The 1,310-nt window shown below is 58.4% G+C and carries 2 protein-coding genes and 1 pseudogene; all 3 read left to right on the top strand.

What is annotated here, in order from left to right; translation table 11 throughout:
* Positions 1 to 147 (top strand): annotated as a pseudogene (locus tag BLP23_RS33480) (electron transfer flavoprotein subunit alpha/FixB family protein); the annotation flags it as partial.
* Positions 148 to 240: 93 nt separating this feature from the next.
* Positions 241 to 936 carry a dimethylsulfonioproprionate lyase family protein gene (locus BLP23_RS32935; RefSeq protein WP_092588837.1) on the top strand — a complete coding sequence of 232 codons (696 nt, stop codon included), beginning with the start codon at positions 241 to 243 and terminating at the stop codon, positions 934 to 936.
* Between the two features lie 62 nt (positions 937 to 998).
* On the top strand, positions 999 to 1,310 hold a 312-nt coding region (locus BLP23_RS32940), incomplete at its 3' end, for an alcohol dehydrogenase catalytic domain-containing protein (protein ID WP_167364067.1).

Below are 1,310 nucleotides of genomic sequence, written 5' to 3' on the forward strand. Positions count from 1 at the left end.
GCCATCCAGCACCTTGCCGGCATGAAGGACTCGAAGGTGATTGTCGCCATCAACAAGGACGAGGAAGCCCCGATCTTCCAGGTCGCAGACTACGGCCTCGTCGCCGATCTCTTCGAGGCCCTGCCGGAACTGCGAAGTTCAATTTGATCGCTGTTATTTCCGTGTTAACAGGCGCGCGGGTCTAATCTACGAACGTGCTGCCAAGGTCGCAGTCCGGTTTCATCCACGGCGGAGAAAATCATGTCGCAAGTCTCGACACCACTCAAACGGAGCGCGGACCTGCTACTCAATGACGACAGCGCGCCAATACGACGACAGGTCTCCGTGCTTGGCGGAGGTTTTCGTCCCCGAGCTTTGCAGGAGGTTCTCAACGCAATTGGCGACGTCCTGTTGTCGTCCCAGGCTCCTGTCATGGCAAGTTACATTGCGGGCAAAATATACCAGAGGCTCGAAAAACGGGGTGTGGCCAGACGCATCGATACCGCCACACCTTTGAAACCTGAGCATTTTGACCGCGCTCTCTCTAATCTGCATGCCTCTCTGCCCCGGTTTGCTGGCGGCGCAAGAGGCTTGGCGGAATTGAAGGAACAACTCTCCTGGCGAAGCGGCCGGACCGGTCCATTTGCAAGCCTCAGGTTCGAGCAATCTCACGCTCATGCGATCGTAGTCGGACCTCACGGCCTGGAGGAGCGCAGTGACGTGCGCCTCGGACTGACCTTGATGGCCCCCTACAGCCGTTTTCCAGATCACGTGCAGTTTCATTCACGCGTATTCTTGCTTCTGTCCGGTGGCGAAGTTTGCCTCGACGACAGCAATTGGTTCCGTGCCACTCCAGGGACCGTCTTCTTCAACGAAGCTGGCAAGAAATTCGCGATGCGATGCACTGCTGAGCCCTTGTTGGCAGTCTGGTGCCACGTCGAAGACACGGCTCTTTGATCGACGCGATGATCTAACCGAAGTTGTGAATTGCGAAACGAAATCAGGAAGGAAGCAAACCCATGGACGTACGCGCGGCCGTTGCCGTTCAGGCCGGAAAACCGCTTGAGATCATGACCGTGCAGCTGGAGGGCCCGCGGGCCGGCGAGGTTCTGGTCGAGGTCAAGGCGACCGGCATCTGTCACACCGACGATTTCACGCTGTCTGGCGCCGATCCGGAGGGCTTGTTTCCGGCAATCCTCGGCCATGAGGGTGCCGGCATCGTCGTTGATGTCGGCGCGGGCGTCACTTCGGTCAAGAAGGGCGACCACGTCATTCCGCTCTATACGCCGGAATGCCGTCAATGCCCGTCCTGCCTGTCGCGCAAGACCAAT

Origin of the sequence: Rhizobium mongolense subsp. loessense (genome assembly GCF_900099775.1) — a bacterium.
Lineage (GTDB): Bacteria > Pseudomonadota > Alphaproteobacteria > Rhizobiales > Rhizobiaceae > Rhizobium > Rhizobium loessense.